This is a genomic window from Pseudoalteromonas sp. Z1A8, from assembly GCF_011378855.1.
GTDB lineage: Bacteria > Pseudomonadota > Gammaproteobacteria > Enterobacterales > Alteromonadaceae > Pseudoalteromonas.
In genome coordinates this window covers 1-23,409 of sequence record NZ_WTLB01000056.1, presented here as the reverse complement: position 1 = coordinate 23,409, position 23,409 = coordinate 1, and the positions used below count along the sequence as shown (strand labels likewise).

Here is a 23,409-nt window from a genome sequence, read left to right as displayed (position 1 = left end):
GAAGATCTGATCATGACATTGAGATTTAGTTCAAAAAAATCCCCGCTAATTTCTTAGCAGGGATTTGTGTATAAGAGACAGCTCATTGGTGCGGGCACAATAATAAATACCACTCTTGCCCAGAAAGCAATTGATGCGGGTGCACAGTTTATTGTAACGCCAAATACCAACAAATCAGTTGTCGAACTTGCCCACCAGCATGGTTTACCAGTATTAATGGGCGCACTAACCCCTACCGATGTAGCAAATGCAATTGAATATAACGCAGATATTATTAAAGTATTTCCTGCCGGCAGTATGGGCGTTGGTTACTTTAAAGCATTAACAGGCCCATTTTCAGAGGCGCAACTAATGCCTGTTGGTGGTGTGAATTTAGATAATTTATCACAATGGTTTGAAGCAGGCGCTTGTGGCGCTGCAGTCAGTGGCGATTTTTGTAAGGTATTAAATACTGAACAAGAACGTAGTGATCTCACTAAGCTTGTAAAAAATTATATAAGTAAACTGCCTAAATAGGCAGTTTACTTTATTTATAAAATAGTTAAATATACGCTCATAAATTTGATTGGTCGCTCTAAAAATTAATTATTACCTAATTCAATTTTTTTAATACGCGATCTTTTCTTGGTAGGTAATAGTTATCGTAATCAAGTGACACTAAAACGCGCTCTGCTTTTCCTAATAACTCATCACGCGGAATTAAACCTATTACACGCGAGTCAGCGCTATTGTCGCGGTTATCGCCCATTGCTAAATAATAATCATCAGGAATTGTAATTGCATCAAATCCCGATAAACGTGAAGGAATATTTGCCACTCTTATCGAATGCTCTAATCCGTTTAAATCTTCAATTTTATCAAGCGAGTCTATGTTGCTTCGCTGATCTGCATAATTAAGTTTTTTACCATTAATAATGAGCTCGTTGTTTTCAAGCGCGACGGTATCTCCTGGTACGCCTATTACACGTTTAATTAAACGGTTATCGGCAGCTTGTGAGTCAAAAACGATAATATCACCGGTTTGTGGGTCCGCTAGTTTAAGTAGTTTTATATGCGTAAATGGGACTCGAATATCGTAAGCCATTTTATCCGTAAGTATTCTGTCGCCTTCTTGAATGGTTGGCTTCATTGAACCTGTTGGCACTTCGTACCAATCGGCAACAGCGCTTCTAAATACGCTCATCAGTGCAATAAATACGATAAGAGAGCGGTTATTTTTCCAAAACTTATAAAGCGGTTTCATATTATTTCCCTGCGTTAATTAAGTATTATTATGACTAACTAAATACTGAGCAAGTTCAATGTAGAGTGTAACAAAAAGTGTGAGGTTTACGGCGGGTATAGCAAGGTAGTTGCTTACCTTGCTATATGATCAATCTGAAAATTAGATTATCAATTACTGTTGATTTAGTTTTTCTTTTGCTTCTTTTACTTTTTCAAAATCCAAACCAAGTTCGTCAGTCGCTTCTTTGATCAGATGCGGTTGCGTCATCACGACTGCCATAAGTTGCTGTAGCTTTTCTGGCGGAATACCAAGCTCTTGAACAAGCGCCATTGCCATCATTGGGTTTTGAGTAAACGCTTCAAACAATGCTTTTACTTTTTCATCGCTTACATTGTGCTCTTTAAGTATTGCTAGTATTGGGTTCATTTTTAACCTTGTGTGTTTTGTACGTATTTTATATTTACTAAATTATATTAGCTGAGCCATGCATTAACAACGTCAACACACGTCCCAGTGTTACATCTCATGGTTATTCTACAAGTAAAACCACTTTTCCTGCATTTTCATTACGCTCTAAAATAGCGTGAGCTTCGCTTGCTTCGCCCCATGGCAATGTTTTATACAGGTTAAAGTCGTACTTTTTAGTAGCAATATCATTGTAAAAACGCGCTACAAAGTCGTCGCGCACCTGGCGTTTAAACTCAATACTACGATTTCTAAGCGTTGATGCATGAAACGAAATACGTTTGCGTAAAAGCGCGGCAAAATCAACCTCAGCAAAACGTCCATCTAAAAATGCAAGCATCACAATTTGGCAATCCATCGCTGCAATAGCAGCATTTTTATTTAAGTAACTGCCCGAAACAGGATCTACAATTGCATTTGCTGTTAACTCATTTGCTTTCATGTATTCTACAAAGTCGGTAGTTTTGTAGTTAATTGCATGATCAGCACCGAGTTCTTTTGCGTGTTGGCATTTGTCATCCGTACCTGCGGTAATAACCACGGTAGCACCTGCGCTTTTAGCCATTTGAATTGCTGCACCGCCTACGCCACTCGCACCTGCATGAATAAGTGCTGTTTGTCCTTTTTGCAATTTACCAAGCTCAAATAACGCGCCAAATGCTGTTAGGTACACTTCGCTTATTGCTGCGCCTTCAGCCATTGTTACATCATCGGGTAATTCCATAAGCTGCTTTGCATCAACGGCTACATATTCACTATAAGCGCCGCCTGAGCACAAAGCAAAAACACGTTTATTAAGCCAAACTCTATCAACTTTACCGCCAATATCACTAACTACACCAGCGCATTCTAAACCTAAAATTGGGCTATCTCCCGCAGGAGCCGGGTATTTTCCTTGACGCTGCATGCTATCTGCACGGTTTACACCTATGGCTTTTACTTTTACGAGTACTTCATGGCTCTTTAAAACCGGTTTTTCGGTTTCACTGAATGCAAGATTGCCATCTTCATGAGAAATATATTTCATTGTCGCTCCAAGTTTAAAAACAGTAATAACATATAGATGGGGATGAACACAGATTCAAACAACCTCAAAATCGCCAACTTTGTTTATAAGGATAAACATCGGGTAGATAACCATTATATATTTGTTGCTGACAGCATTGCCAAAATGTCGCTAAAAACAAATGACTGTGCTCGTTATTAAAATAGTTAAACGCAAGTTCGTTAGCACTAAAAAACACCTTAAATTGGCTCGGAAATATATCATTTTCGGCTATATCAAAATACGAGTGACTACTTAGCTCTTCAAGTGCATTTTGGGTTTGTGGCACCTCTCTAAAGTTGCAATCGGTCAGTGGGCAAATTTCGTCAAAGTCGTAAAATACCACTCGCCCCCATCGAGTTACGCCAAAATTTTTCATTAGCATGTCGCCCGGAAATATATTAGCGCCGGCTAACTCTTTAATTGCTTTACCATAATCATGCATCACTCGTTCTAAGGTTTTGTTATCGCATTGGTTAATATATAAATTAAGCGGGGTCATTTTACGCTCAACGTAAACGTGCTTTAAAATAAGTGCCTTGCCCGATATAACCATACTGCTACCAATTTGGCTTTTCATCTGCTCAAGCAGCTCGTCGCTAAAACGGCTTAAATCAAACGCTAAATATCTAAATTCGTGCGTATCTACCAAACGACCAACTCTATCGGCTTGTTTTACAAAGTTATACTTTTCTTTCACCTGTGCTTTAGTGGCTGTTTTTGGTGCGCTAAATTTGTCTTTTATTACTTTATATACGTAATCTAGCCCTTCAATAGTAAAGACCAGCATTACCATACCCGGCGTCCCTGGTGCTGTAACATATTTAAAGTTGGCTGGACTATTTTTAGTCGTATCAACCTTGTGCCGATAAAACTCAGTTTTGGCGTGCTTTATGAAACCAATCGCGTTAAATAATTCAAAGCGTTGTTTGTGCGGCATTAGCACGCTTAAGTAATCTACATAACGAGCAGGCTGGTCGGTATCAACCATAAAATACGTGCGCGCAAAACCAAATAATAAACTTAATTGGTCGGCGCCCATCATTACAGCATCAAGCTTTAGCCCCTCATCAGTATTTAAAATAGCGATAGCAAAGGGCATATTGTCGCCATTTTTAGCAATGCAGCGCCCTATTAAATAACAGGCTTTGTTTCTAAAAAATAATGAGTTGGCGTATTCAATATACCCGTCGTTTAAATTTATAAGTTCGTACACCTGTTTGCATTGCTGTTTAGCACCTTGCATTAATGTACTTTGTAACGTGGCTACATCGCTCGCTAACTGACTAAATGGCACTCTAAATACTTGATTAGTAATAAGCGTTTTAACGGCGTTATTAAACCCGTTTTGTAGCGATATCCTGCTCACTAAGCTTTCATAAGAGCGTGGCTCACTGCGATACTTTGCTTTTAATACAAACAAATGCACAGTACGAATTTTTTTATCATCCCAAATTGCGCCAAACGTTGAGTTAAAAAAGGTATGCGCAATAGGTTTATTTTCGTGATTTTGTACCATATCGCCGTAAATATTTTTAGCTAATTGCCACGTTTGCGGACAAGTAAGTTCAGCGTAAGCAATAACTCGCACTGCTTCACTTACATTTTTCACTTCGCGCTCATACACTTGTAAACGCTCACGCATAGCGCTTTGTACATCATGGTATTTTTGTTGTTCAAAACGGCTTTGTGCACCCAATGTAATATTTAAAAATTGCGAAAACATCGCCTCAAATCCAGCAAAAATAGATCGTGCAAGCTTACTGGCTACAACGTGTTGTAGCGCATTATTAGATTGATTTGTTAGCCTATTTTGCATAAATACAGCACTTATATTGATGCCAGTTATGGCGGTTATTTTTTATTAATTGTTTACACCTTAGCAAGCAGGCTTTAATTTAGATAATTAATAAAGCATATAAATAAAATTGATCATATGAATATACGTAATGTCGATCTCAACTTATTAGTGTACTTAAACGTGCTCATTGATGAAAAAAGTGTGTCGAAAGCGGCTAACAAGCTCGCGCTTACGCAACCTGCTATGAGTAACGCATTAAAGCGTTTGCGCGATTTATTTGACGATCCGCTACTTGTGCGTGCCGCAGGATCAATGACGCCAACAGCTAAAGCACTTGCATTAAAGCCTGAGGTTGAGGCGCTATTAAAAATGGCCGAAGCTATTACGCAGCCTAGTGAGCAATTTAACCCTGCAACGGCTGAAGTTACGTTTAGAATAATGGCAAACGACTACATAGAGTCAACCTTAATAGCCCCTTTTATAACCGCGCAGCTAAGTAAAAACCCCGGTATTAATTTTGATGTATTAAGCCCAAGCGACGTAAACCTGCAAGACATGGAAAAAGGCACTATAGATTTAGCCATAAACCGCTTTAATGGCCTACCACGCTCGTTTCATCAAGCCAGTGTTTGGCGCGATAACTACTGTTGTTTAACGCATCCTAAAAATACATTTTTACAACGTTCAGGGTTAGACGACTACTTAAAAAAAGAACATATTTGGGTAAACCGTGCAGGTTGGGGGCCAGAGGCTGCTGTTACTAATAAATCGGGAAAGCAAAAATTAGGCTGGGTAGACGAAGCGCTTTGGCAACTCGAACAAACCCGTAAAATACGTGTTTTTACTCGCCACTACATGGTTGCAAGCCTGCTTTGCCAATCAGAGGAACTTATTGCCACCCTACCGCGCAGGCAAGCTAAGTTATTAACTTCTCATACTGATTTAGTAATCAGCCCGGTGCCATTTCAAATAGTGCCTATTGAGGTGAAAATGATATGGAGCCCACTGCTGCACCATGCCCCTGCGCACCAATGGTTAAGACGTGAGTTATTAGCATTTGCTAAAACAATTGCGGACAGATAAATTAAATGCTGAAATGTTGTGTTATGTATTTCACATATACTCGGTTTTATACAATAGCTGCAAATGGAGAATAAATGGATAGTGCATCAATAATTGCGTGGAGTGTTTTGTTTGGCGGCATAGGTATTGGCTACCTTACTTACGGACGAAGAAAAAAAGCCGTAGTGCCATTTTGTATTGGTTTGTCGTTATTAGTGTTTCCGTACTTTATGACCAGTGTAAGTATGCTGCTTATTGTAGGCGCTATTTTAGTGGCAATTCCCTACTTTATTAAAATTTAACATTGCTAATTTTATTGCCATTGTTACGACTAAATAAAATACACTCGAAAAATAAAAAAGCGCCATGGTATTCAACTTTGGGAAAATACCGTGGCGCTTTTGGAAATCGTCGATATAGGAATCTACCTACAGTGTATTATTAGCAAGCTTAGTACCAACTTCACTAAAAAATTAAAATCTAATAAAAACAATTAACTAAGAATCCTTCTTTATTCCTCAACTCCTCCCTTTGTTCCAGTTTTGTGCACACTCTCACGACTTTGCACCAAATTAATTGGCATTATTTAAGGTTGTTTTCTGCGTTTTATTAGCTATTAAATTTACTATTGATAAAATCAATATCAGTTATTGAAAACAACAATTTCATTAATAATACACTTAGCGCTAGAGTGAAGTTAAGCCAACAAACTAAGAGTAATTATTATGCCAACGACAGCAACTTTCACACGACAAGACGGATTATTCATCGATGCTAACTTGCATCAGTTCATTGAAGAGCAGTTATGCACTAAAGCTAACACCACTGAAACTTACCAAGCATTAGCTACTTTAGTTGATGAGTTTGGTTGTAAATGCCGTAAAACAAAACATCAACCAGATGATGTATTAGAAGTTGATACATTATTAAACGCATACCAACTTAAAAACCACCCGCTTTGCCATGTTGATGCACAAACTACAGAAGCCGTTTTAGACGAATATTGCTGCCAGGTTCCTGCAATTATTGTTGTAGCTTTAATGGATACGCTTAGTGGTACGCAGTGCGATGAACCTGAAGCACATGAGATTTACCATCGTGCAGCGCAGTTAACTAACCGCTCTTGTATGCACAGAGTAAAAACAGCCTCAGCAGCTTAATAATGGATGTATTTAAAAGTGATCGATAACCTTCTTTGCAAAGCCAGTACAAGTTAAGGTTATCGAGTTATGAATACTTGAGTTATTTGTGTGCTCTTGTGCTAAATCAAAGGTTACTTCACCGCTTTTAAATGTTTGCTCTAAGGCATTTTCTATGAGTAATGCAGCCTCTTCCCACCCCATAAATTTAAGCATTAATACTGCACTTAAAATACTGCTACTTGGGTTTGCTTTGTTTTGCCCTGCTATACGCTCAAACGTGCCATGTGTGGGCTCAAAAAATGCGACATCGTTATTTAAATTTGCAGCAGGCATTATGCCAACACCACCAACCTGCGCGCTGAGCATATCAGCTAAAAAGTCGCCGTTTTGGTTAGTAGTTACCACTACATCAAATTGCTCTGGGTGCATTAAACATTGCTGCAGCATGTTATCGGCTATGACTTCTTTAATAATTAAGGGCGCTTGATGTGCTCGCTCTATTTGCAGCCAACGCCCATTTTCATGTGCAGTGGCATTAAACTCGTTTTGAGCAAGTGCAAACCCCCAACGCTTAAATGCTCCATCGGTAAATTTAAGTACATTACCTTTGTGTACTAGCGTTAGAGATTCACTATCGTTCTTAAGTGCATAGTTAATGGCATAACGCACTAATCGCTCAGAGCCTTCTTTAGATATATTTTTAATACCAATTCCGCACTCTTGTGAAAACCTTAAGCGGGTTACCCCCATTTCCTCACATAAAAAGTCGAGCATTTTTTCGCTTTCTACACTGCCTGCTTGCCACTCAATACCTGAGTACACGTCTTCGCTGCTATCACGAAGTACTGTTATGTTTGTTAAAAATGGATTTTTTAAAGGAGAAGGGAGCGCACTAAAACCTTTTATGGTGCGCATATTTACAAACAAATCCATTTCTTGCCTGAGTGCTACATTAAGCGATCTAAAACCACCACCCAGTGGTGTGGTTAACGGCCCTTTTATGGCAATTTTACAGGCACGTACCGCGTTAATTGTTTCTTGTGGAAACCAGTCACCGTCATACAGCTTTGCCGCCTGCTCGCCATTATAAACCTGCATCCAATGAATTTTCCTATCCTTTTTATAGCAGTGAGTAATGGCGCTATCAACAACATGGCGCATTACCGGCATAACATCTAGCCCCACGCCATCGCCATCAATAAAGGCAATGATAGGTTCTAACGGTATTTGCCAATGTCCTTGTGCATTAATAGTGATATTTTGGCCGTGCTCAGGAACTTGAATATGCTGATACGTCATGGCTAAAACCTAACTTAAAATAACGATTAATTGATTAAACCATGCTTAGCTAGGAGTGTCTGTATTTGTACTTTTATAGTTACTATCATTTTAAAAAATAAAGAATTAGGCGTGATTATTTATCCATTTAGTTGGTCTTGTATATTAGAATTTTCGTACCAGTTATTAATTACAGCGGAGCACTTTAATGAGATTCTTTTTTGTACTGCTACTATCAATCAGCTCTTTTAACGCGTTAGCCGTTGAAGTGGTAATACATAACCTTAACTCACTCTCAAGTAATGCTCAAAAAACAGTGTCTACATGGGTTAATCAAAGTGTTGAAAAAACACAAAATACACTGGGGCCTTTAAAACAAACCACATTGCCTATTTATTTAAAACCACAATACGTTGCTTTTGAGCCTGTACCTTGGGCTACAGTTAAGCGCAATAACCCCGATGGGCTTGAGCTACATATAGATCGCTACGCCAGTTTAAATGCATTCACTAAAGATTGGACGCTATACCATGAACTTTCGCATTTATACTTACCGCTGCTTCCTTACTCTGGCTTTTGGCTAAGTGAAGGTTTTGCCAGTTATATGCAAAACGTAATAATGCGTGACAGCGGTATAATTACCCAGCCACAGTTTGTACAACGTTTAAATGCAGGATTTGACCGTGCCCGCCTGCAAACTAAAACTAAAACACAGCCACTTAATGAGCTCTCTGCTGATATGTGGAAACAACGCGCCCAACAACGTATTTATTGGACTGGTGCAGCTTTTTTTGCACAGGCTGATTTAGAGCTACAAAAACAAGGGTTATCGGTCTCGGGTATAATAAAACAGTATCAAGTATGCTGTAGACCCGCTCGCTCAAATGCTAAAACATTTATAAAAGAGTTAGATAAGCTATCCGGTAGTAGCGTTTTTACAACACTCTATGCAAAATATAATACTCGTACTGACTTTCCTGATATTAATAAAGAGCAGTTAAACACGCTTTAAAAGCGGCTCTGTTTTATATAGTTACTATATTCAACCAGCCCTTGCGCATTAAAATTGGTTGAGTACTCGTTCATAAAACCATGCAAAAAATTGGTTTTATAGCACTTAACATCCGCTTTGGTGCTTAAAGCTTTAATAACTTCATCAACATTAAAGTGACTCTCACTTGCTGGAAATATGAACTCACAGGGTACTTTTGCGCTTAAATTTAAATTATGTCTAATTTGCGACGGATAAAAGCCAATTAATTTTTTAAGGTGTGTATTGCCTGTTAATAACTGCGCCCGCCATGCCGCACTTGCTCCCGCGCTAAACGCAATACAGATAGTTGGTACGGTTAGGTTCTCAAAGCATTTTTGAACTTTAGCAGTGTACTCATCATGACCGCACTGCTGCATAAAGTTATCGTAACTATTTTGTTTATTTTCAATAGGTTGATAGTTACCACTGTAGGGGTCAATAATAGCCATATTTGCGCTAATTACTTCTGACAACCTCATTAAAGTGGGTGTTACACCATAAATATCACTCACTATTAGGTAATTCATACTTATCCTTTGGTAACTAAAAATGGGCTTTGTAAGCGGTTGATAAGATTTATTATAAATATTTTTACAAAAATAGCTTGCACACAATATATATATAAGTTACCTTCCCTCTCTGGTTTAAAGAAACCGCCGCGGTTAACCATTTACCCTGATCCAGTAAGCCCCGCAAAACGTATATTTGAAAGCTAAGTTATTGTACGGCGAGAACCCCTTGAATAATACCGAGATGATTTTTTACTATCATCGCAAAAGTGTCATAAAGATCGTCAACACTGTAATGAAGCTAAACACAACATCGTTTATTTATTGACTGCAATTTGCTATAAAATTATAGCGCAGAATAAATAACAAGAATAAAGTGAGTTTTATTATGTCTTATAAATATAATGGGTCTATGATCCAAATCGCACATCCAGTGCAATCAATTTCAGTAAACAAACATCGTGTAATCTTCAGTGATACACAAGGTTTAAAAAATGCATTGTTTCAAAAAGCGAGTGATGCACGCCAGTTTGTTAAGTGGCTAAAAGCTAACTAAGCAACACATAACTTTAATTGCCTTTTTATTATTGCAATTATTGATAAGATATTATGCCAGCCTCGTTGCTGGCATTTTACTTTTTAGCTCTTTATTGGTTACAATAGTTTTACAATAATAATTACTGGCAGCTGTTGTAATGCTCCGTATATTTTTAACTTTCTTACTATTTTTCAGTTTGAGCTCAATCAGTAATGCAAGAACTATTACTTGGTTAGCGCACGACTTTGCACCCTACTATATTTTAAATGGTCAGTACCAATATCAAGGCCGTGACGAAAGCATAATTGCACTTCTTGAAAAACAACTCCCCACTATTACATTTAAACGAATGATCATTCCCTCAGGTAAAGTAATTCAAGAGCTTTCGAATAATTCGCATAATGTGTGTGCATTATCGCTTTACAAAAACGATGACAGAAAAGAGCACATTTATTTTACAGACGAAAGCTCAACAACAGGCCTTTCGCCTTCTATTGCGCTGCATAAACGACTAGCTGACGCGCTAAATATTGAGGATTCAAGTGAAGTATCGCTACTTGATTTATTACAAGATAGAAAACTAACGCTTGGAGTCTCTATGAGCCGCTCTTATGGGCAAGAGATAGACTCCTTGATAAACAGTACACCCAATATCAATTTGGTAATAAGACCCACCCGCGATAGCTTAGCGAGCCTTACATATATGCTTAACTTAAAACGGATTGATATTTTACTGGGTTACCCGAGTGAGCATTATTATTTAGCTAAATCAATGCACTTTGAAGAGAACTTAACGCAGCGTCCATTAACCGAATCACCTGCGTTAAGTTATGGTTTTATTGGCTGTACTAAAAACGAGCAAGGCGCAGAAAACATTGCTACTCTTAATAAGCAGCTTAAAGTTATTAAAAAAACGCAGGCTTATAATGATTTACTTATGCGTTGGTTACCTGAACATTTAAGGCCTTTATTAAAGTCGCGCATAAATAGCACAAAATAAACAGACTAAAGTTGCTTGATTTAAGTTTCTATAAAGCAAAAAAAAACGCCACAGTAAGTGGCGTTTTTATATTTAATAATGCTATTACTGACGAATGCCTTCTATTGATAAAATAATATCAACATGAGTAGAAGCAGGTCCTAAGTTGTAATCAATACCGTAGTCGCTAAGTTTAAGGCTGGTTTCGCCTTCAAAACCTACGCGGTAACCGCCCCATGGATCTTTACCTTCGCCCACTTTATCTATTTCAAAGGTAATAGTGTTGGTTACGCCATGCAGCGTAAATTCACCGGTTACGTCGGCCTCTTCACCGTCTTCATCAAACTTAATACTTGTACTTTTAAATGTCGCTTTTGGGTATTTATCTACATTTAAAAAATCTTTACCATGTAAGTGCTTATCACGCTCTGCATGGTTAGAGTCAAGGCTAGTGGTATCAATATTTACCATGATTTTTGACGAATCAGGATTTTTAGCATCATAACTAAATTTGCCGTCAAAAGTATTAAAACGACCATATAACCAGCTGTAACCTAAGTGTTTAATTTTAAAGTTAACAGATGCGTGCCCGCCTTTTGTATCAATTACATAATCAGCTGCATTAGCGGCTGTTGCCGATAACATCATTGCAGCCGAAACGGCTGTGCTTACTAATAATTTTTTCATTTTAATCATCCTTTAATGGTTTGATCATTCTTATTAAGGTTTTATCTTTATCGATAAAGTGATGTTTTAACGCCCCTAGTGCATGCAATACTGCAAACCCGATTAATGTGCACGCGCCATAATAATGTACTTTCCCTGCAATATCGGCTTGGTCATCAAAAGCAAAATCAAGCGCTGATACGTTAAATAAGGTAAACACTTCTATTGGTCGCCCGTCTGCGGTTGATATTAAATACCCTGCAACAACAATAACGGCCAAAATAATATACATAGCAATATGCGCAGTATGCGCTAATTGGTTCATGCCTTTACTTTCACCTAATGGTTTAGGTTGTGTAGATAAAGCACGCCATAAAATTCTAAATAAAAATACGGCCACAAGCGAAATACCAATGCTTTTATGTAAATCGAGCGAGCCTTTATACCAGCTATCGTAATAAGTAAGCTCAACCATATATAAACCTAAACCAAACAGGCCAAAAATAGTTAGCGCCATGAGCCAATGTAAAATAATGGCGACAAGTCCGTAAGATGAAGGTGTATTTTTAAACATGTGTAACGTCCTATAATGCAATGACGTTACAATATAGTGCAAAGAGGTAAATGAAAATAACATTTACAAACACTTTACGTGCGTACACGCACAGAACTTTGATATTTAAAGTCAGTTTTGCAAATAATACCAATCTGCTTGTATATAGGGTCTATTTAACGTTAAGAAAATTACGCTAGAACTAGGCAGAAATTTTTGTATCTAGTTGCTCTAAATAAAAAATTTTTAACGACGTAATAGTGCAATTTAATTCGTTAAATTGCTCAAATATTCATGCAGGTTGGTATGAGATTAAACAGATAATTTTATAGAGTGGATTGCTCACTTAAGCTGACATAAATTAAGCTCTCAGAATTTACTTGCAAGCAGGTTACAAGCCCTTCTTTAATAAGCTCTAGCATAGCAATAAAGCTCACGACTACACCACTTCGTCCTTCGCTTGGCGTAAACAGTTTATTAAATACTACTGCGGTTTTTGCCTGCGATAATTGCTGTAATATTTGGCTCATACGCTCTCGGGTCGAGAGTACTTCTGCAGTAATTTGATGATGCTCAAACGTTTTTGCGCGCGCCATTACATCACTCAGCGCCAGCATTAAGTCTTTAAGTTCAAGTTCAGGGAGGTTTTGACTTATGTCTTCACTTATTGGCATAGCGGCATGCGCTATAAAAATATCGCGACCAACACGAGGGATATCGTCGAGGTTTTCGGCGGCCTTTTTAAATAGCTCATACTCTTGCAGGCGTTTAATAAGCTCAGCACGAGGATCTTCTTCCTCTTCAAGCTCTTCATGTACTGGCAATAATAAGCGCGACTTAATTTGCGCAAGTAACGCAGCCATTACTAAATATTCACCCGCAAGTTCGAGTTGAAACTCGGTCATCATTTCAACGTAACTTACGTACTGCTCTGTAATACTAAAAATAGAAAGCTCAAGCACATCAAGCTTATGCTTTTTAATTAAATACAGCAGTAAATCGAGCGGGCCTTCAAAGGTTTCTAATATTATTTCGAGCGCATCTGGTGGAATGTATAAATCTTCGGGTTTATCTACAACCGCTTTACCATGCAAAAAAGCCAGTGGCAGCTTTTGCTGCACTGGCTTTTCACTACTTTTTGTATCAGCAGTACTTTCGCTCACTTGTTATTACTCAAACGGGCTTGTATCGCCACAGCCAACACGTAAAATTTTAATTTCATCTTCTGATAAATCAATTACTGTGGTTGCTTGCTCGGCTAAGTAGCCACCGTGAATAATTAAATCAACGTGTTTGTCTAGTCGCTCTAATATTTCATCAGGATCTGATTCTGTAAATTGCTGACCCGGTAAAATTAACGAACATGACATGAGCGGCTCGCCAAGTTCAGCAAGTAATGCGCACGCTATTGGATGCTCAATTACACGCATACCAATCGTTTTTTTCTTGTCGTTTAATAAACGTTTAGGAACCTCTTTTGTGCCTTTAAAAATAAAGGTATAAGGCCCTGGTGTATTATTTTTAATAAGTCTAAATAGCTGGTTATCTACACGTGCATAAGTAGCAAGCTCAGATAAGTCACGACAAACTAGCGTAAAATTATCATTTTTTTCAATACCGCGAATGCGCTCTATGCGCTCTTTGGCTTGCTTATTACCAATGTTACAGCCGATGGCGTAGCCCGAATCTGTAGGGTAAACAACAACGCCGCCCTGCTTAATAATATCAACAGCTTGACTGATCAGTCTTGGTTGCGGGTTATCTGGATGAATGTGAAATAATTGACTCATAATAATGCCCCTTCTTGTCCTTCCCAAGCTTGCCAAACACCTTGGCAATCTTTAGGTAGGTATAAGTTTTTGCCAAGCTCTAAATAGCTTGTCGGAAAATGAAAATCAGACCCTTGCGAGCAAAGTAGTTCGTACTCACGGCTGAGTTCACCTAAAAATTGACGTTCGCTTGGCGCCTGTTGAGGTTGTGCAACTTCCATTGCGTCCCCTCCTACACTTTTAAATTCTACTAATAATTTGCGTAGCCACTTGTTTGACATTTGATAGCTACTTGGATGCGCAAGTACAGCAACACCACCAGCGGCATGTATGGCCTCAATAGCGGTTTGCATGGTGCACCAGCAACTTGGTACGTAGCCTGTTTTGCCACGCCCTAAGTACTTTTTAAAAACACCCGGGAAATTTTTAGCAACGCCGCGCTCTATTAGTGCGCGTGCAAAATGTGCACGTGTAATTTGCGCGTCTTTTGCCAGCTCTTTAGCTTGTTCGTATATGCCATCAAAACCATTTTTTGCAAGGCGAACACCAATTTCTAGTGCACGCTCTTCTCGCTTTTGCTGCTGTGCCGATAATAAAGAGGTGAGGTCAATATTATCAATATCAATATTTAAACCCACAATATGAATTTCAAAGCTCTCCCATTTGGTAGACACTTCGGTACCCGTTATTAATGAAAGCGGTAAGTTTTCAGCTTTAATAAATTGCTGCGCAGGCTTAATTGCCGCCACAGTGTCATGATCGGTAATAGCAAACACATCAATATTTTTATCAACAGCGCGATGCAATAATTCTTCAACCGTTAAACGCCCGTCTGAATGTGTGGTATGGCTATGTAAATCATATTTTATCAAAAGAAAACTGCTTAAAATTAAGGGTTAGTGGTGTTTATGTAAGTATAACAACTTTTTTGACTAAATTGTTTTAAATAAACACTTGACACAAAAGCATAAGATACGTTTTACTGTAGCCACTTTCAGACACATTAAGAATTAACAATAATGATCAATTCAAACTTAAACACTATTTGGTGGTGGCACTCGTAATTATCGGGTGATGAATTGTCGTGTCTAACAAAAATTCAAAACCCGCAACTATGCGGGTTTTTTTATAACTAAATTTTACGAAACGTATACGTTAAAAATATTTAATAAATTTTGAGGCAGAAAAACATGAATAGCGGTCTTACTCTTACACATCGTTGGTGGTGGCGCCTGATATAGCGGGACGGTAATGATCTGTTTGTAATTTAGATATCGTTATTCAAACCCCGCATTGCACAGCATTGCGGGGTTTAATTTTTTGAGGGAATGAGGTTTGATTTTTAGTCATATAACTACCACACCAGGCGAAGTAACAAGCATTACGCAAGTACGCGACTATATTAGTAGCCCGCTTGCATTATATGCGGCACTTGATAAGCCTAACTCACTACTGCTTGAATCGGCTGAGATTGATTCTAAAGACAGTGTAAAAAGTTTAATTTTAGTCGATTGTGCCCTGCGCATTGTATGCCAAGGTAAAACGGTAACCGTTACTGCAAAGTCAAATAACGGGCAACAATTACTTAGCTACTTACACGCTAATGTTAAAAGCTGTACAGCCACGCTAAACGATACAACATTAACGCTTGAGTACTTAAGCGCTAATAATGATATTGACGAAGCGAGCAAGCTGGTTGCCGATAATGCATTTAGCGCATTACGTACTTGTATTAACAGTATTAAAAGTACTACTAACAATCCTTTCTCGGTGTTTTTAGGCGGTGTATTTGCCTACGACATGGTGGCAAATTTTGAACAGTTAAGTGACGTGCCAGACGGCGAAAACACCTGCCCAGATTACGTATTTTATTTAGCCGAAACCTTAGTGGTTATTGATCATCAAAAACAAACAACTGAGCTTATTGGTAATGTATTTAACGGGCCAGACGTACATGCAAACTGCTTTGAAGTTGGTAAAGAGCTTGAACGCTTAAATACACTATGTGATAACGCTGCTGAATTTAGTGCCGATATGCAAAGCGGCGAGTGTGACGTAAGCGTTGATATAAATGACGAAACGTACTGTGAGCAAGTAGTAAAGCTTAAAAAGAATATTGTTGATGGCGATATTTTTCAGGTAGTGCCGTCGCGTACCTTCTCTTTGCCTTGCCCTGACGCTTTACATGCGTATAGCCAACTTAAAAAACAAAATCCAAGCCCGTATATGTTTTATATGCGCGATGAAGACTTTGCATTATTTGGCGCATCTCCCGAGTCAGCACTTAAATATACGGTGCAATCTCAGCAAGTAGAGGTATATCCAATAGCGGGTACTCGTCCGCGTGGTAAATTTGCTAATGGGCAAATAAACCCAGACCTAGACAGCCGTATTGAGCTTGAACTAAGAAACGATCAAAAAGAGCGCGCCGAGCATTTAATGCTGGTTGATTTAGCCCGTAACGATGTAGCCCGTATTAGTGTTGCAGGTACTCGTTTTGCAAAAGAACTATTAAAAGTAGACCGCTATTCGCAAGTAATGCATTTAGTGTCACGCGTAGTAGGTACTTTAAAACCAGAGCTTGACGCTCTGCATGCTTATCAAGCGTGTATGAACATGGGCACACTTGTTGGTGCACCAAAAGTGCGTGCTGCTGAGCTGGTACGTCAAACAGAAGGCAAGCGCCGTGGCAGCTACGGTGGTGCTGTAGGTTACTTAACGGGCGATGGCACGATGGATAGCTGTATTGTTATTCGCTCTGCTTTTGTTAAAAATAATATAGCTTATGTACAGGCTGGTGCCGGTGTGGTGTTTGACTCAGATCCTATTTCTGAAGCAAACGAAACCCGCGCTAAAGCACAAGCGGTTATTACCGCCATTAAATCTACTTACAAGGCGGTATAGAATGAGTGAAGCTAATCCTATTAAAATCTATTTTTTAGATAACTTTGACTCATTTACATATAACCTTGTTGATGAGCTTACGATGCTTGGCTGCGAACTGGTTGTTTACAGAAACAACATTAGCGCTGAGGTTATTTTTAACAAAATGCGCCAAGAACAAGGTCAAGTACTATTAGTACTTTCGCCAGGTCCTGGCACGCCAAGCGATGCAGGCTGTTTGATGGAGCTTATTGAGCTCTCTAAAGGGCACTTCCCTATGCTGGGTATTTGTTTGGGTCAACAAGCGTTAACCCAAAGCTATGGTGGAGTAATCGGTCATGCCGGTGAAACCGTACATGGTAAGTCTTCAATTATTAATTTAGGCGAGCACCCTGTATTTGATGGTATGGGAGATACAATGCCTGTTGCACGTTATCATTCATTAATGGCAACAAAAGTGCCTGACAATATTGAGGTAATTGCCCAATATGAAGATATACCTATGGCTATTTATCATCATGATGACAACGCATTGGGTTACCAGTTTCATCCAGAATCAATACTAACGCCGAACGGCGCAATGCTACTTCAGCAAAGCGTCGCTTACCTAACACGCGCTAAATAAAAGAGGACATTATGAGTACACAACCAGAAAAGCCCATCAATGTTCAACACGCTATTGAGCAACTAATTACTGGGCAATCATTAAGCTACGCCGACTCTAAAGCACTGTTTGATGAAATAATGCAAGGCAACATGAGTGAAATTGAGCTAACTGCCCTACTTATAAGCCTTAAAATTAAAGGCGAAGTAAGCGACGAAATTGCAGGCGCTGCGGCCTCTATGCGTGAAAACGCCGTTGCCTTTAATACAACTAGCGCGCAACTCGCCGATAGCTGTGGCACCGGTGGCGATGGTTCAAACACCATTAATATAAGCACAACAGCCGCTATTGTTGCCGCAGCTGCTGGTATTAACATGGTAAAACATGGTAATCGCAGTGTATCGAGTAATTCAGGCTCAGCCGACTTACTAAAAGCCCTGGGCATTAATATAGATATGAGCCCAGAACAAGCAGCAAAGTGCCTAGAGCAAACTAACTTTACCTTTTTGTTTGCACCGCATTATCACAGCGGTGTACGCCATGCGATGGGCGTACGTACAGCGCTTAAAACACGTACTATTTTTAATATTTTAGGCCCGCTTGCTAACCCAGCTGCACCTGACGTGCAATTGTTAGGCGTGTATAACGAGGCGTTATGTATGCCAATGGCGCAAACACTTAAAACATTGGGCACAAAGCGCGCTATGATCGTCCACGGCTCGGGGACTGACGAAATTGCCCTACACGGCCCAACAACGGTAGTTGAGCTTAACAATGGTGAAATTACACAGTACACACTTAACCCTAGCGACTTTGACCTTGCAAACTATTCACTTGAACAGCTCGCTGGTGAAGGTCCACAATACAACGCAAATGCAAGCCTCGCTATTTTACAGGGTAAAGGCACAGAAGCTCACAATGCCGCCATTGTGGTTAACGTAGCTGCATTGTTATACCTAACAGGTAAAGCGCAATCTTTAAAAGAAGGTGCGCAGCAAGTAAATACATTATTAAGTTCAGGCAAGGCCATGAACACATTAAATGCAATTATTGAGGTAAGTCATGGCTAACGTATTAGACAAAATTGTTGCTGATAAAAAATTAGAACTGATTGAGCGTAAAGCCGCGCGTCCGCTTGAAAGCTTTAAACACCTTGCAGTGCCTACCAGCCGTAGCTTTTATAAAGCACTTGCAGCGCCTGGCACACAGTTTATTTTAGAGTGTAAAAAAGCATCTCCATCAAAAGGGCTTATTCGTGAGCCATTTGATTTAACCGAAATCACCTCGGTTTATAAAAAATACGCCACCTGCATGAGCGTACTAACTGATGCTAAATATTTTCAAGGCAGCTTTGACTACCTCGAATTTGTACGCAGCCAAGTAGAACAACCGCTTATCTGTAAAGACTTTTTTATAGACGAATACCAAGTGTACATGGCACGAATTTATGGCGGCGATGCTATATTACTTATGCTTTCGGTACTTGATGACGAAAGTTATAAAGCTCTACATGCGGTTGCCGATTCTCTGAATATGTCGGTATTAACCGAAGTAAGTAATGAAGAAGAAGTACACCGCGCACTTGCGCTTAATGCACAAATTATTGGTATTAATAACCGCGATTTGCGCGATTTAAGCACCGATTTAGCCACTACCGAAAAGCTACGCAAACTTATACCTGTGGATAAAGTGGTTATTTCGGAATCGGGTATTTACACCCATCAAGACGTAAAACGTTTAGCTCCATTATGTGATGGCTTTTTAATTGGCAGCTCACTTATGAGCGAGCGCGATTTAGAGCAAGCATGTCGCCGTGTTATTTTAGGCGACAATAAAGTATGTGGTTTAACACGTAGCCAAGATGCACAAGCCGCTTATAAAAATGGTGCTGTTTACGGTGGTTTAATTTTTCACCCTAAATCGCCGCGTTATGTTGATTTAGATTGCGCAAGAGAGCTTAGCCAAAGTGCTCCGCTTAATTTTGTAGGTGTATTTGTCGATGCTCCCATTGAGCAAGTTGCTCAATACGCAAGTGTGTTAAAATTGGCGGCAGTTCAATTACATGGACAAGAAAGTGACGATTACATTGCTGAGCTGCGTACACAACTTCCAACTGATTGCGAAATTTGGAAAGCCCAAGCTATTAAAGATGCTTTACCAACGCCTGTAAAAGGCGTTGACCGTCATCTTTACGATACGCACAGCGACACCCAAGCTGGCGGTACAGGTATAGCATTTGATTGGTCGGTGCTTAGTGATGCAACTACACCATTTATGCTCGCTGGAGGCTTAAATCCAGACAATATTAAAGATGCGCTTTTAAAAGGTGCATTAGGCCTTGACTTAAACTCAGGCGTTGAAGAGTCTGCGGGTAAAAAGTGCCCTAACAAATTACATAATGCTTTTACAAGCATCAGAAATTATTGAGGTTAAAATGCAAAATCCAGCTTATTTTGGCGAGTTTGGCGGTATGTTTGTACCCGAGTTACTTGTCCCTGCGCTTAAGCAGTTAGAAAACGAATTTAACAAAGCACAAAAAGATCCTGAGTTTCAGGCTGAGCTAAGTAAATTATTAAACGAATATGCGGGTCGTCCTACCCCACTTACTTTAACGCGCAATTTAGTTAAAAATCCAAAAGTAAAACTGTACCTAAAGCGTGAAGATTTACTGCATGGTGGCGCACATAAAACAAACCAAGTACTTGGTCAGGCGCTACTTACTAAGCGTATGGGTAAAAAACAAGTAATTGCTGAAACTGGCGCGGGTCAACATGGTGTTGCAACTGCACTTGCATGTGCACTACTAGGTTTAAAGTGTCGTATTTACATGGGCGCGAAAGACGTTGAACGTCAGCAACCTAACGTATTTAGAATGAAACTAATGGGCGCAGAAGTTATACCGGTAACAGCAGGTTCTGGCACATTAAAAGATGCCGTAAACGAGGCGCTGCGTGACTGGTCAGCAAACTATCAAGACGCGCATTACTTACTAGGTACTGCTGCGGGTCCTCACCCATTCCCAACAATTGTACGCGAGTATCAAAAAATTATTGGTGAAGAAGCTAAACAACAAATACTTAAAGCCGAAGGTCGTTTACCTGACGCTGTTATTGCCTGTGTTGGTGGTGGTTCAAACGCAATTGGTATGTTTACAGATTTTATTGACGAGCCAAGCGTTAAATTAATTGGTGTTGAGCCTGCAGGTAAAGGCCTTGATACAAATGAGCACGGTGCAACAATTTGTAAAGGTACTAAAGGCATTTTACACGGTACTTATACGTATATTATGCAAAATGACGACGGTCAAATTGAAGAGTCTTACTCGGTATCGGCAGGTCTTGATTACCCTGCAGTGGGTCCTCAGCATGCATTTTTACACGAAACCGGTCGTGCTCAATACGTTGGTATTACAGATACCGAGGCGCTTGATGCATTTCAATCGCTTGCTAAAAACGAAGGTATTATTCCGGCGCTTGAATCAAGCCATGCGTTAGCTTACGCTCTTAAGTACGCAGAAGAGCAAACCGAAGAAAGCATTTTAATAATTAACCTAAGTGGTCGTGGCGATAAAGACTTAACACACGTTCACAACGTACTATCTGAAAGAGGTCAGCTATGAGCCAAGTAAAAACGGATCGTTACGGCAAAATGTTTGCAGCACTTAACGAGCAAAAACAAGGTGCATTTGTACCATTTGTAACAATTGGCGACCCAGGTAAAGAGCAAAGCATAGAAATTATTAAAAGCCTAATTGATGGGGGCGCTGATGCACTTGAACTTGGCATTCCTTTCTCAGATCCGATTGCTGATGGTCCTGTAATTCAAAAAGCGAATATTCGCGCTCTTGATGTACATATTAATACGCAAGATTGCTTTGATATTATTAAAGAAATACGTGAGTATAATGCCGATATTCCAATTGGTTTATTACTGTATTCAAACCTTGTGTTTAAGCGCGGTATTGAAGCATTTTATAAAGATGCAAAAGCCGTAGGCGTAGACTCTATTTTAGTTGCCGATGTGCCTCTGCATGAATCTAAAATGTTTAGAAAGTCAGCTATGGATAACGGTGTAGACCCAATATTCATCGCAACACCGAATGCAGATGACGACACACTTCGCCAGTGTGCCTCTTACGGCCGTGGTTACACGTATTTATTATCGCGCGCAGGTGTTACCGGCACCGATACTAAAGCACAAATGCCTGCAGGCAACATTGTTACTAAGTTAAAAGAATACCATGCAGCCCCTGCTCTTTTAGGGTTTGGTATTTCAACGCCAGATGATGTAAAAGCGGCTCTTAATGCGGGTGCAGCCGGTGCTATTTCAGGCTCTGCTGTGGTTAAAATCATTGAAGCTAACCTTAATGATTTACCGGCAATGACCGCTCAGTTAAAAGCATTTGTAGCTAATATGAAAGCAGCCACATCGCTTTAAAGTAACTAAAATACTGCGTGTTTTTATACGCATTAAAAAAGGGCATTTAAAATGCCCTTTTTTGTTTTTTCAAAATCAAACGCTTTATCAATATCCAAACATTTTAAAAAGCAACTTAGTGAGCTTGGTGCTTACCCTCTAAAATCTCTTCAATAAATTTAGCATTAAATGCTTCTAAATCGGCTGGGCTTCGGCTTGTTACTAAGCCTTTATCTACACATACTTCTTGGTCAACCCAATTAGCGCCTGCATTAATTAAATCGCTTTTAATACTTGGAAAAGAGGTAATGGTACGGTCGCGCAGTTTATTAATTTCGGCTAATAACCACGGCGCATGGCAAATAGCAGCAACGGGTTTGTTTTTTTCTGCGCTAAAAAAGCCATCAATAAATGCTTTTGCATCTTTGTCTTGGCGAAGAGCATCAGGATTAAACAAGCCACCTGGCAGCAATAACGCATCGTAATTCGCTGGGCTTGTATTCGTTACAAGTTTATCAACGGTAACTTTATCGCCCCACTTATCCTCGTCCCAGCCTGTAATTTGACCTTCTTTAATTGACACTATTTCGATATTTGCACCCGCGTCAAGTAATGCGCTGCGTGGAGATAAAAGCTCACTTTGCTCAAATCCGTCAGTGGCTAAAATTGCAATTTTTTTGCCTTGTAAACGCGTGCTTGTTTGTAATGTACTCATTGAGATCTCCTTATTTGATACCAACCTGCATAAATCTTTGAGCAATTTAACGAATTAAATCGCACTATAACGTCGTTAAAAATCTTTCATTTAGAACAACTAGATACAAAAATTATTGCCTAGTTCTAGCGTGATTTTCTTAACGTTAAATAGACCCCATATATATGCAGATTAGTATTATTAAAATAATATTCGAAACACACAGTTAAAAAGCACAATGCATGCCGAAAACAAACCATTGAAAATAAAGGAGTTAATTCAAGTTGGGTCACAGTGCTATGTAAATCATTTAGACAATATGAATAATCTACATAAAGCAGATACAACACAGCTTTGGCACTCGATGATTAAATACTGAAGCTGACTTCTCGCGCGAGAAAGTTCGGCGCCTACAACTCATGCTCGGCATTATGTTTATTTTTGTAGACGCACAACTTGTTGGCGTTTAAAAGCGCAGTTTTTATGTTCGGTGATTAAGTAATTAGAAGCTGCGCTTCTCGCGTGAGCAAGCTCAACGCCTACAACTCATGCACAGCATTATGTTTATCCTTGTAGACGCACAACTTGTTGGCGTTTAAAAACGCAGTTTTTATGATGGGTAGTTAAGTAATTAGAAACTGCGCTCCTCGCGTGAACAACCTCAGCGCCTTGTATCTCTCATTGATAAATGATTAGCTATCATTTATCACATCGAAGTCAGTGAGCTTGCCTCAGCGCCTAGTATTT

25 protein-coding genes are annotated in these 23,409 nt (G+C 39.4%); 13 read left to right on the top strand and 12 right to left on the bottom strand.

All coding sequences use genetic code 11. The features are described 5' to 3' along the window. Positions 1-66: 66 nt before the first annotated feature. Complete coding sequence (locus tag GQR55_RS17140) at positions 67-516, top strand: bifunctional 4-hydroxy-2-oxoglutarate aldolase/2-dehydro-3-deoxy-phosphogluconate aldolase (RefSeq protein ID WP_346774265.1); 450 nt, start codon at positions 67-69, stop codon at positions 514-516. A gap of 76 nt (positions 517-592) precedes the next feature. On the opposite strand, the gene lepB is transcribed toward GQR55_RS17140, so the two are convergent. The 4 genes from lepB to aceK all read right to left on the bottom strand — a co-directional run bounded on the left by lepB (position 593) and on the right by aceK (position 4,554). After that, on the bottom strand, positions 593-1,243 hold the full coding sequence (gene lepB / locus GQR55_RS17135) for a signal peptidase I (protein ID WP_166421552.1): 651 nt from the start codon (positions 1,241-1,243) through the stop codon (positions 593-595). Positions 1,244-1,396: 153 nt separating this feature from the next. Then, positions 1,397-1,651, bottom strand: a complete 255-nt coding sequence (locus GQR55_RS17130; protein WP_002963210.1) for a DUF2999 family protein — start codon at positions 1,649-1,651, stop codon at positions 1,397-1,399. A 103-nt stretch (positions 1,652-1,754) separates the two neighbouring features. Next, the gene (locus GQR55_RS17125) at positions 1,755-2,717 is read right to left on the bottom strand and encodes a zinc-binding dehydrogenase (protein ID WP_166421551.1); all 963 of its coding nucleotides are present in this window, start codon (positions 2,715-2,717) and stop codon (positions 1,755-1,757) included. A gap of 64 nt (positions 2,718-2,781) precedes the next feature. Beyond that, positions 2,782-4,554, bottom strand: a complete 1,773-nt coding sequence (gene aceK / locus GQR55_RS17120; RefSeq protein ID WP_166421550.1) for a bifunctional isocitrate dehydrogenase kinase/phosphatase — start codon at positions 4,552-4,554, stop codon at positions 2,782-2,784. Positions 4,555-4,671: 117 nt separating this feature from the next. Here aceK and GQR55_RS17115 point away from each other — a divergent pair, with 117 nt between their 5' ends. The 3 genes from GQR55_RS17115 (at position 4,672) to GQR55_RS17105 (ending at position 6,758) form a co-directional block, all read left to right on the top strand. Continuing rightward, the gene (locus GQR55_RS17115) at positions 4,672-5,619 is read left to right on the top strand and encodes a LysR family transcriptional regulator (RefSeq protein WP_166421549.1); all 948 of its coding nucleotides are present in this window, start codon (positions 4,672-4,674) and stop codon (positions 5,617-5,619) included. 74 nt (positions 5,620-5,693) lie between these two features. Then, on the top strand, positions 5,694-5,900 hold the full coding sequence (locus GQR55_RS17110; RefSeq protein ID WP_166421548.1) for a hypothetical protein: 207 nt from the start codon (positions 5,694-5,696) through the stop codon (positions 5,898-5,900). Positions 5,901-6,323: 423 nt separating this feature from the next. Continuing rightward, entirely contained in the window at positions 6,324-6,758 is a 435-nt protein-coding gene (locus tag GQR55_RS17105; protein ID WP_166421547.1) for a hypothetical protein, read from the top strand. A 12-nt stretch (positions 6,759-6,770) separates the two neighbouring features. Here the strand turns inward: GQR55_RS17105 and icd are convergent, their stop codons facing one another. After that, entirely contained in the window at positions 6,771-8,039 is a 1,269-nt protein-coding gene (gene icd / locus GQR55_RS17100) for an NADP-dependent isocitrate dehydrogenase (RefSeq protein WP_166421546.1), read from the bottom strand. A 187-nt stretch (positions 8,040-8,226) separates the two neighbouring features. Between icd and GQR55_RS17095 the strand changes: the two genes are divergently transcribed. Beyond that, entirely contained in the window at positions 8,227-9,030 is an 804-nt protein-coding gene (locus GQR55_RS17095) for a hypothetical protein (protein WP_166421545.1), read from the top strand. Here GQR55_RS17095 and GQR55_RS17090 read toward each other — a convergent pair. Then, positions 9,027-9,578, bottom strand: a complete 552-nt coding sequence (locus GQR55_RS17090; RefSeq protein WP_166421544.1) for a dienelactone hydrolase family protein — start codon at positions 9,576-9,578, stop codon at positions 9,027-9,029. The genes GQR55_RS17095 and GQR55_RS17090 overlap by 4 nt on opposite strands. 370 nt (positions 9,579-9,948) lie before the next feature. On the opposite strand from GQR55_RS17090, the gene GQR55_RS17085 reads away from it, so the two are divergent. Next, the gene (locus tag GQR55_RS17085; protein WP_002961566.1) at positions 9,949-10,116 is read left to right on the top strand and encodes a hypothetical protein; all 168 of its coding nucleotides are present in this window, start codon (positions 9,949-9,951) and stop codon (positions 10,114-10,116) included. A 139-nt stretch (positions 10,117-10,255) separates the two neighbouring features. Next, positions 10,256-11,098 (top strand): TIGR02285 family protein, encoded by an 843-nt coding sequence (locus GQR55_RS17080; RefSeq protein ID WP_166421543.1) that lies wholly within the window; start codon positions 10,256-10,258, stop codon positions 11,096-11,098. 84 nt (positions 11,099-11,182) lie between these two features. Here the strand turns inward: GQR55_RS17080 and GQR55_RS17075 are convergent, their stop codons facing one another. From GQR55_RS17075 to GQR55_RS17055, 5 genes are all read right to left on the bottom strand, one after another. After that, positions 11,183-11,764, bottom strand: coding sequence for a YceI family protein (locus GQR55_RS17075; RefSeq protein WP_166421542.1), 582 nt, complete (start codon positions 11,762-11,764; stop codon positions 11,183-11,185). 1 nt (position 11,765) lies between these two features. After that, positions 11,766-12,317: a cytochrome b gene (locus GQR55_RS17070; RefSeq protein ID WP_166421541.1), complete on the bottom strand. Its 552-nt coding sequence runs from the start codon at positions 12,315-12,317 to the stop codon at positions 11,766-11,768. A gap of 305 nt (positions 12,318-12,622) precedes the next feature. Beyond that, positions 12,623-13,459, bottom strand: a complete 837-nt coding sequence (locus tag GQR55_RS17065) for a ScpA family protein (protein WP_166421540.1) — start codon at positions 13,457-13,459, stop codon at positions 12,623-12,625. 6 nt (positions 13,460-13,465) lie between these two features. Next, positions 13,466-14,086: an L-threonylcarbamoyladenylate synthase gene (locus tag GQR55_RS17060; RefSeq protein WP_166421539.1), complete on the bottom strand. Its 621-nt coding sequence runs from the start codon at positions 14,084-14,086 to the stop codon at positions 13,466-13,468. Then, positions 14,083-14,937: a PHP domain-containing protein gene (locus tag GQR55_RS17055; RefSeq protein ID WP_166421538.1), complete on the bottom strand. Its 855-nt coding sequence runs from the start codon at positions 14,935-14,937 to the stop codon at positions 14,083-14,085. The genes GQR55_RS17060 and GQR55_RS17055 overlap by 4 nt, the downstream gene beginning before the upstream one ends. Before the next feature lie 463 nt (positions 14,938-15,400). Between GQR55_RS17055 and GQR55_RS17050 the strand changes: the two genes are divergently transcribed. The 6 genes from GQR55_RS17050 to trpA are packed head-to-tail and all read left to right on the top strand — an operon-like array spanning position 15,401 to position 21,989. Next, positions 15,401-16,969, top strand: coding sequence for an anthranilate synthase component 1 (locus tag GQR55_RS17050; protein WP_166421537.1), 1,569 nt, complete (start codon positions 15,401-15,403; stop codon positions 16,967-16,969). 1 nt (position 16,970) lies between these two features. Continuing rightward, positions 16,971-17,573, top strand: a complete 603-nt coding sequence (locus tag GQR55_RS17045) for an aminodeoxychorismate/anthranilate synthase component II (RefSeq protein WP_166421536.1) — start codon at positions 16,971-16,973, stop codon at positions 17,571-17,573. Positions 17,574-17,584: 11 nt separating this feature from the next. After that, positions 17,585-18,622, top strand: coding sequence for an anthranilate phosphoribosyltransferase (gene trpD, locus GQR55_RS17040; RefSeq protein ID WP_166421535.1), 1,038 nt, complete (start codon positions 17,585-17,587; stop codon positions 18,620-18,622). After that, the gene (gene trpCF, locus GQR55_RS17035; RefSeq protein WP_166421534.1) at positions 18,615-19,979 is read left to right on the top strand and encodes a bifunctional indole-3-glycerol-phosphate synthase TrpC/phosphoribosylanthranilate isomerase TrpF; all 1,365 of its coding nucleotides are present in this window, start codon (positions 18,615-18,617) and stop codon (positions 19,977-19,979) included. The genes trpD and trpCF overlap by 8 nt, the downstream gene beginning before the upstream one ends. A gap of 7 nt (positions 19,980-19,986) precedes the next feature. Beyond that, positions 19,987-21,171: a tryptophan synthase subunit beta gene (trpB, locus tag GQR55_RS17030; RefSeq protein WP_166421533.1), complete on the top strand. Its 1,185-nt coding sequence runs from the start codon at positions 19,987-19,989 to the stop codon at positions 21,169-21,171. Beyond that, positions 21,168-21,989, top strand: a complete 822-nt coding sequence (gene trpA / locus GQR55_RS17025) for a tryptophan synthase subunit alpha (RefSeq protein ID WP_166421532.1) — start codon at positions 21,168-21,170, stop codon at positions 21,987-21,989. Before trpB ends, trpA begins: the two co-directional genes overlap by 4 nt. A gap of 115 nt (positions 21,990-22,104) precedes the next feature. Here the strand turns inward: trpA and GQR55_RS17020 are convergent, their stop codons facing one another. After that, a complete protein-coding gene (locus tag GQR55_RS17020; protein WP_166421531.1) occupies positions 22,105-22,683 on the bottom strand; it encodes a type 1 glutamine amidotransferase domain-containing protein in 579 nt (192 codons plus the stop codon). Positions 22,684-23,409: the final 726 nt, after the last annotated feature.